8 protein-coding genes are annotated in these 7,726 nt (G+C 73.6%); all 8 read right to left on the bottom strand.

Going from position 1 to position 7,726, the window contains the following annotated elements; all coding sequences use genetic code 11:
* Window positions 1-48: 48 nt before the first annotated feature.
* Complete coding sequence (locus tag ACFWBF_RS15240) at window positions 49-1,302, bottom strand: cytochrome P450 (RefSeq protein ID WP_385600830.1); 1,254 nt, start codon at window positions 1,300-1,302, stop codon at window positions 49-51.
* A 13-nt stretch (window positions 1,303-1,315) separates the two neighbouring features.
* On the bottom strand, window positions 1,316-2,710 hold the full coding sequence (locus tag ACFWBF_RS15235) for an NAD(P)/FAD-dependent oxidoreductase (protein ID WP_385600827.1): 1,395 nt from the start codon (window positions 2,708-2,710) through the stop codon (window positions 1,316-1,318).
* Entirely contained in the window at window positions 2,707-2,988 is a 282-nt protein-coding gene (locus ACFWBF_RS15230; RefSeq protein ID WP_385600825.1) for a ferredoxin, read from the bottom strand. The genes ACFWBF_RS15235 and ACFWBF_RS15230 overlap by 4 nt, the downstream gene beginning before the upstream one ends.
* Window positions 2,989-3,058: 70 nt before the next feature.
* Complete coding sequence (locus ACFWBF_RS15225) at window positions 3,059-3,664, bottom strand: hypothetical protein (protein WP_385600822.1); 606 nt, start codon at window positions 3,662-3,664, stop codon at window positions 3,059-3,061.
* Window positions 3,665-3,771: 107 nt separating this feature from the next.
* On the bottom strand, window positions 3,772-4,683 hold the full coding sequence (locus ACFWBF_RS15220; RefSeq protein ID WP_385600819.1) for a hypothetical protein: 912 nt from the start codon (window positions 4,681-4,683) through the stop codon (window positions 3,772-3,774).
* A 104-nt stretch (window positions 4,684-4,787) separates the two neighbouring features.
* Window positions 4,788-5,885, bottom strand: coding sequence for an LOG family protein (locus ACFWBF_RS15215; protein ID WP_385600816.1), 1,098 nt, complete (start codon window positions 5,883-5,885; stop codon window positions 4,788-4,790).
* 26 nt (window positions 5,886-5,911) lie between these two features.
* Complete coding sequence (locus tag ACFWBF_RS15210; RefSeq protein WP_385600814.1) at window positions 5,912-6,985, bottom strand: hypothetical protein; 1,074 nt, start codon at window positions 6,983-6,985, stop codon at window positions 5,912-5,914.
* Window positions 6,967-7,719 carry an ABC transporter ATP-binding protein gene (locus tag ACFWBF_RS15205; protein WP_385600811.1) on the bottom strand — a complete coding sequence of 251 codons (753 nt, stop codon included), beginning with the start codon at window positions 7,717-7,719 and terminating at the stop codon, window positions 6,967-6,969. Before ACFWBF_RS15205 ends, ACFWBF_RS15210 begins: the two co-directional genes overlap by 19 nt.
* Window positions 7,720-7,726 lie beyond the last annotated feature (7 nt).

The following is a 7,726-nucleotide window of genomic DNA, read 5'->3' as shown; positions in this document are numbered from 1 at the left end:
TGCACCGCACCGGACACCGCGACCCGGCAAACCTTCCCGGCCACAGCACTAGTCGCGAATGCCGTCGCAGGCGATCGGCAGGTGGCGGGGGCCGCGCAGGACCGCGTTCTGGCGGTACGGCGGCGGGTCCTCCAGGAGCCGGGGGTTCTCCAGCCGGCGGGCCAGTTCGCTCAGTGCCAGCTGAGCCTCCAGCCGGGCCAGCGGCGCCCCGAAGCAGCTGTGGATCCCGCTGCCGAGGCCGAGGTGTTGGATGTCCGTACGGTCCGGGTCGAAGCGGTCCGGGTCCTCGAACCGTCGCGGGTCGCGGTTGCCGGAGGCCAGGATCAGCCAGAGGGACGCCCCCTTGGGGATGGACACCCCGGCGACCTCGATGTCGGCGAGGGCGCTGCGCTGGGGCAGCAGCTGGACGGGCGGCTCGTAGCGGAGCAACTCCTCGACGAGCGGCACGGCCAGGGCGGGATCCTCGCGCAGCCGCCGGAGCACGTCCGGGTGGCGCAGCAGGGTCAGCATTCCGTTGGTGATGAGGTTGACCGTGGTCTCGTGCCCGGCGATCAGCAGCAGTGCCGAGGTGCTGAGCACCTCCATCGTCGTCATCGAGCCGTCCGGCCCCTCCTCGGTCGCCAGGTGGGACAGCATGTCGTCGCCGGGGCTCTTGCGGCGCTCCTCGATCAGCCCGGCCAGGTACATGCCGAGCTCCATCCGCACATCGGTCGAGCCCTTGTGGCGCTGCGAGGGATCGGCGTCCGGGTCGGGGTCCAGGCTCGCGGCGAGGGCGTCCGCCCACACGTGGAACCGCGGCTCGTCCTCGGGCGGCACACCCAGCAGCCGGCAGATGACCGAGACCGGGAAGGGGTAGGAGAACTGGTCGACCAGGTCGATCCGGTCCATCCCGGCACCGTTCCCCGCGGCGACGATGCCGTCGACCAGCCCGGAGACGATGCCCCCGAGCTCACCGCGCATGTCGTGGACCCGGCGCGGGGAGTGCGGCGGCCCGAACGGACGGTTCGTCATCCGGCGCAGCCGGTCGTGCTCCGGGGGGTCGAGGTTGAGGAAGGCGGGCGGCAGCGTCGTCTCCTCCTCCTCGGCCTGGGCCAGTGGGTCACCCGCCTTCGAGGTCAGATTGCGGCGGTCGGAGCTGATCCGGGGGTCGTGGAGGAGGCTCTGGATCTCGTAGTAGGTGCTGACGACGTACGGCCCGTCGCCCTCGTGGGACACCGGCGTCTTGCGGAGCTCCTCGTACAACGGATACGGATCGGCACGGTTCGCGTAGTCGATGATCTCCCGCAGGATGGCTTGTGTCATGACAGGTCCTCGATCAGTGGTGCGCGGGGGTGAAGGTCATCCGCCGGTCGGCCGGCGAGTAACCGCTCAGGGTGATCGTCGGGCCGTGCGTGGGCACTGACGGGTCCGGGAAGTCCGCGGACATCGGCTTGTGGCCCTCCGGTCTGCGGTCCACGGTGGCGAAGTCCGGCGGGAACGGCGCGGTCGTCTCGATGAGCCGCTGGTAGAAGGGCAGCCACCGGGACTGGTCGAAGGTGACGGCGCCGATGACGCGCCCCTGGTAGCCGTACACGCCGGTGAACCTGCGCTCGTCGCGCGAGCCCTGCGAGATGAGGATCTCCGTCCCCATCGACGGCACGCCGACCGACTTGATGTTCACGCCGAACTGGGACGACCAGAAGGCCGGCACCCACATGTGGGGGCGACGGTCCGCGCTCTCGCTGAGCATGTTGTGCGCCGCCGTCTCGGCCTGGGCTACGGCATTGCCCCAGTGCTCCAGCGACAGGAACTGGTAGCCGAAGAGCGCGTGCGGGGAACGTGCCACGTCACCCGCCACGTAGATGTCGTCGGTGACGATGCCCCGGATGTCGAAGGCCCGGCAGCCCGCGTCACAAGCGATGCCGCGGGGTCCCGCGCCCAGCCCGGACCCGGCGAGCCACTCGGTGTTGCGCTGCGCGCCGAGCGAGACCACCACCACGTCCGCCTCGATGGTGGCGCCGTCGGAGAGGTGGGCGGCGCGGACCCGTCCGGCCGGGTCGCCCTCCAGCCCGGTCACCATCACCCCGGTACGCAGGTCCACGCCGGCCTCGCGGTGCATCCCGGCCGCGACCTCCCCGATGACCCCGCCGAGCGCGCCGACCAGGGGCGCGGCGCCCCGCTCGGCGACGGTGACCGGCACGCCGCGCTCCCGGCAGGCGGACGCGATCTCGGACCCGGTGAAGCCGGCCCCGATGACGAGCACCCGGCGGGGGCCTGCGGCGAGACTGCGTTCCAGGGCGGCGCCGTCGTCGCGGGTGCGCAGGACGAAGACGCCCTCCAGCGCGCCCTCCTCCTCGTTCGGCCACGGCCGGGCCCGTACGCCGGTGGCGATGAGCAGCCGGTCGTACTCCACCTCGTCGCCGTCGCCGAGCCGGACCCGCCGGGCCGCCATGTCCAAGCCGGTGGCGGGGACCCCGAGCCGCCACGTCGCGTCCAGGGCCCGGCGGCGCGGGAGGGCGGTACGGTCCGCGGTGGCCTTGCCCAGCAGCACCTGCTTGGACAGCGGGGGCCGGTCGTACGGCTCGTACGGTTCGTCCCCGATCATCGTGAGCGAGCCCGCGAAACCCTTCTCGCGCATGGTCTCGGCGGCCCGCAGCCCCGCCAGGGAGGCGCCCACGACGACGATACGGCCGTCGCGCTTGAGGCGCTCGAGGGTTCCGTCGCCGCTCACGGCGCACCTCCGGGGGTCGCCGCCGCCGCGAGTTCGCCCGCGGCCTCGGGGGCCTCGACGGCCTCGGGACCGGCGGCGCCATCGGCGTCGTCGGCTTCGAGCAGGATGGCCCCGACCGGGCAGGCGGCGACGGCTCGCGCGACGTCCTCGCGCTGCTCAGCGGCCGCCTCCGGGTCGTACAGCAGCGACTCTTCGCCATGCATGGCGAAGACGTCGGGAGCAAGGAACGCGCACTGCGCGTACCCCTGGCAGCGGTTCAGGTCGACGACAAGCCTCATGAGGGATCAGCCTTTCCGTGGCCGGATCATCCCCGTTCCCCCGTCCCCGTCCCCTCGCTTCCAGCATGCGCTACCTCATGCCGACCCGCAGGACATGCAGGCCGACGACCAGCGCCCAGGCCGGCAGGATCAGCTCGGACCAGGGGACCCCGGAGCTTACGACCACCAGGACCAGTCCCGTGACATAGCCCAGCACGGCGAGCGGGCGCGGGAAGATCCCGAGCCGGCGCCCGATGGTCGAGGTCGCGAAGACGAACACGGCTGCCGTCCGCATCGCGTAGGTCGTGAGCACCGTGTACGCGTAGTGGCGGCCGAACCCGGCGTCCGCACTGTCCTGGAGGACGGTGCCCGCAGCGGCGGCGGCGACGAACAGGGTCGCGACGAAGACGAACCCGCTGCCCAGGAAGACGGTGGCCACGAACCGGTCCTCGGCCTCCCCGGTGTGCGCGCGCAAGGCACCCATGAACCAGAGGAAGAAGATCCCTGCGAACGGCACGATCTCCAGGGCCACCCGCACCGCCCAGCGGTTGCCGGGGTCGACGGCCGCATCGGCGCCGTTGCCCGAGGGGATGGCGACCCGCATCAGTACGATCGCCGCCGCCAGCAGCACCGCGAAGGCGATCCCGGCCATTCCGGCGGCCCGGGGTGTGCGCAGCCGTGCGCTCGTCGGGTCCATGACCCCTCGCTCTCTCCCCCGTCCAGCAAGCGACAGCTGCCGCGCGCCCGCCATCGGGGACGGCCAAGGGGGTGAGGAGCCTTGCGGCCTTCTCCCGGACCCGTCGGCTACGGGACCGGGACGGGGGCCGGCTCGGGGGCTTCGGTGTGCGCCTCGGCGCCGTCGTGGTTGCCGTACCAGGCCACCGCCACCGCGCCGGCGACGGCCAGGACGAAGCCGAGGACCGCGAGCCAGGCGAGGCCGGGGCGGGAGGCGTCGCCCAGCCAGAGCACGCCGATCGCGCCGGGCAGTACCGTCTCGCCCACCACCAGCGCCGCCGTCGCGCCGTTCACCGAACCGATCTGCAGCGCCACGGTGTGCAGGTACATGCCGCCGATGCCCGCGATCAGGATGGCGTAGAACGCCGGGTCGGACAGCAGCGCGGCCGGGTCGAAGGGGTCGATGCCGTTCAGGATGCGGACGCCGACGCCGAGCGCGCCGAAGGCCAGTCCCGACAGCAGACCCGCGAGGATCGCCGCCCGGGCGCCGAGGAACCGTACGGCCACCGTGCCGCCGACGATGATCAGCACGCTCACGGCGAGCAGCCACCAGTGGGTGGACATCGGGGCGTGGTGGCCGCCCTCGTGGCCGGCCGCCGTCGCCAGCAGCACCAGAGCCGTGCAGACGACCCCGATCGAGGTCCATTCCTTGCGGGTGAGCCGGATCCCCAGCAGCTTCACGCTCAGCACCGCGGTGATCACCAGGTTGGCACTGATCACCGTCTGGGAGAGGAACAGCGGCAGCAGCCGGGCCGCGAGGGCGCCGAGGGCGAAGCCCACGAAGTCCAGGATCGTGCCGACGATGAACTCCCAGGTCATCGCCGCCTTCGCGGTCGACGACAGGTTCGGTCCGCCATGGGCCGTCACCCCGGCGGAGGCCGGCGACATCCGGGCCGCCCGCCGCGAGCCGACGGCTTGCAGGACGGATCCCGTGCCGTAGCAGATGGACGCCGCGATTGCGGTCAGCAGGCCTATGAGCACCGAGGGCTCCGTTCACGTCTGGCAGGTTTTACGTGCGGGTTTGCGTGCGGGTTTTGCGTACCTATGCCAGACGTGCGAACGGGCCGGGAAGTTGCCTGCGGACCTCAGGCCATCGAGGCGAGTACCGCCGGCACCTCGTCCACCGAGTCCACCAGCGCGATCCGGGACTCCAGCGGACGCCCGGCCGCCAGCGCCCGCAGCAGCGGCCAGGCCGGCAGGCGCTCCGTCCAGTGCGCGCGGTCCACCAGGATCATCGGCGTCGGCTCGCCCCGGGACCCGTAGTAGTTCGGGGTCGCGTTGTCGAAGATCTCCTGCACCGTGCCCGCCGCCCCGGGCAGGAAGACCACGCCCGCGTTGGACCGGGCCAGCAGCCCGTCCTCGCGGGTGGCGTTCGCGAAGTACTTGGCGATGTGGCCCGCGAAGGCGTTCGGCGGCTCGTGACCGTAGAACCAGGTCGGGATGCCCACCGAGTCGCCGCCGCCGGGCCAGCGGCTGCGTACGGCGAAGGCCGCCTGCGCCCAGTCGGAGACCGACGGCGCGAAGGACGGGGCCTTGGCCAGCAGCTCCAGCGCCTCCGGGAGGGCCTCGTCCGGCGCCGGGGCCAGATAGGCGCCCAGGTTGGCCGCCTCCATGGCGCCCGGTCCGCCGCCGGTGGCGACGGTGAGCCCGGAGCGGCTCAGCGCCCGGCCCAGTTCCGCCGCGCCCCGGTACTCCGCTCCGCCGCGGGCCATCGCGTGGCCGCCCATCACGCCGACGACGCGGGCGCCCACGAGGTGCTCGTCGAGGGCGTCGCAGATGGCGTCGTCGTGGATGGAGCGGAGCATCGACGAGAAGACGTCGCCGTCGGCCTTGGTCTCCTGGAACCAGCCGTACGCCTGGGCGTCCGGGGTGGCCTCGTAGCCGTCCGGCAGTCCGGCGAACAGCTCGTCCGCCGTGTACAGCAGTCCTCGGTACGGGTCGAACGGCAGGTCGGGGACGGGCGGGAAGACCAGCGCGCCGTCCGCGCGCACCTTCACCGCGGCGTCTGGCTCCATGGGACAGCCGAGGAACACGGCCGAGGAGGTGTCGGCCGACAGCAGCGCGAAGGTGCGCTGGAGCAGGTTGACCGACTGGATCCGGTATCCGCTGAGCGAACCGCGGGCCGCGACCTGGTCGAATTCGGCGAGCGTCTCGATCTCGGTGTCGATGTATCCGTTGACCATTCGGCCCACCCTAAGGGCTGCCCGCCTCAGCGAGTCAATGCCAGCGACGTCAGCTGTGCCACACCCCAGCTGAGCGGTACGCACACGGCCACCAGCGCGGTCGCCCGCAAGGTGGCGGCCGTACGAAGGACCGCGCCCGGGGCGCCGAGGCCCGCCAGGGTCTCGCGGGCGGCGGCGCGGGCCTGGTGGACCTCCACCGCCGAAGTGAGCAGCGTCGCAGCCGCGCACAGGACCACCAGCGCGGCGGCGGGCCCGGTCAGCGGGCCGAGCGGGACGTCGAGCCCGCCCCGGTCGCGCAGGGCCAGGGCGGTCAGGGCGCCCGCGCCGACGGCGCACAGCACCCCCAGGGGCGAGCCCAGCCGGGGTGCCTCCTCCTGGAGGGTCCGCCCGGCGAGCAGCCGCAGCGCGCCCGGGCGCACGGCCTGTACGAGGGACCCGCAGACGTAGGCCACGCCCGGTCCGGCGAGGGCGAGCCCGACGGCGGTCAGCGCCCAGCCGGCGAGCATGCCGGCGCCGCCGCGGCCGGCGTACGCCTCCACCGCCAGCCCGCAGGCGGCCAGGGCGATGCCCCAGGGCAGCCGGGTCTGCGGAGCCGTCGGCGTGTGCGGCCGCAGCGCGAGGGCGGTGGCGGCCGAAGCGGCCAGCGGGAGCAGGGTGAGCAGGGTGAGGGCGGCCGCGACGGGCAGCGGCCGGTCGGCGTGCAGCAGCGTGGCCCCGGCTCCGTCGAAGGGCAGCCCGACGACGTCCCCGCGCAGGTGGAGGAAGGCAGCCAGGGCGACGGCGCTGCCCAGGGTGCAGGCGACGGCCGTGGAGATCGCCGCGACCAGCGTGAGCCGTACGGGCCCCAGCCCGGCCGCGTCCAGCCCTTCCCGGGGCCGGGTGGCCGGGTCGGTACGGGCCACGGCGACGGCGAACTGCACGGTGACGGCGAACGGGACCAGGGCCCACAGCAGCCGAGGGAACGATCCGGCGGGCCGGGCGGCGGCCTCGGCGAGTACGTACAGCAGCAGGAACCCGCTGCCGGCCGAGGCGGCGGCCACCAGCAGCCGGCGCAGCTGCACGAGCGGCCGGGAGCCGCGGGCTAGGCGGAGAGCGAGCACGCGGCCTGGTCCTCCGGGGTCTGAGGGGCGGCGGCGGCCGCCGTCCCGGCCGGCCGGCCGTCGAGCAGGGCCACCCGCCGGTCGGCGACGGCCGCGGTCTCCTCGTCGTGGGTGGCCAGCAGCACCGTGATGTCGTGCGAGCGGGCCGCTGTGGTCAGCGTACGGAGCAGCAGGGCGCGCTCGGTGCGGTGCAGCGGGGCCGTCGGCTCGTCGGCGAAGATCACGGCGGGCTGGTTGACCAGGGCCCGGGCCAGGGCGACGCGCTGGGACTCGGCCTGGTTGAGGGCGCCGGGGCGCTTGCGCGCGAAGCCGCCGATGTCGAGGCGGTCCAGCCATTCGCAGGCGGCGTGCTTGGCGGCGCGGTGCGGGGCGCCGGCGATCAGGAGCGGCAGGGCCGCGTTCTCCCAGACCCGCAGTTCGGGCAGGAGCTGGGGCGCGGGGCCGATCCAGCCGAAGCGGTCGCGGCGCAGCCGCTCGCGGGTCAGCGCTCCCATGGTGTGCACGGGCACGCTGTTGAACCAGACCTCGCCCTGCTCGGGCACCAGCTGCCCGGACAGGCAGCGCAGCAGCGTGGTCTTGCCGCTGCCGCGCGCGCCGGTGACGGCGAGGATCTCGCCCGCGCGGACGCCGAGCGAGACGCCGATGAGGCCGGGCGAACCGCTGTGGGAGTAATGAAGGGACCGTGCCCAGAGGACGTCATTATCCGGTGGGGCGTTGTCCGGTGAAGCCACCATGGCGTAC

It is taken from the genome of Streptomyces sp. NPDC060028 (genome assembly GCF_042736725.1).
Classification (GTDB): domain Bacteria; phylum Actinomycetota; class Actinomycetes; order Streptomycetales; family Streptomycetaceae; genus Streptomyces.
The sequence above is the reverse complement of the archived record's forward strand: the minus strand, read 5'-3'. Positions and strand labels throughout refer to the sequence as shown.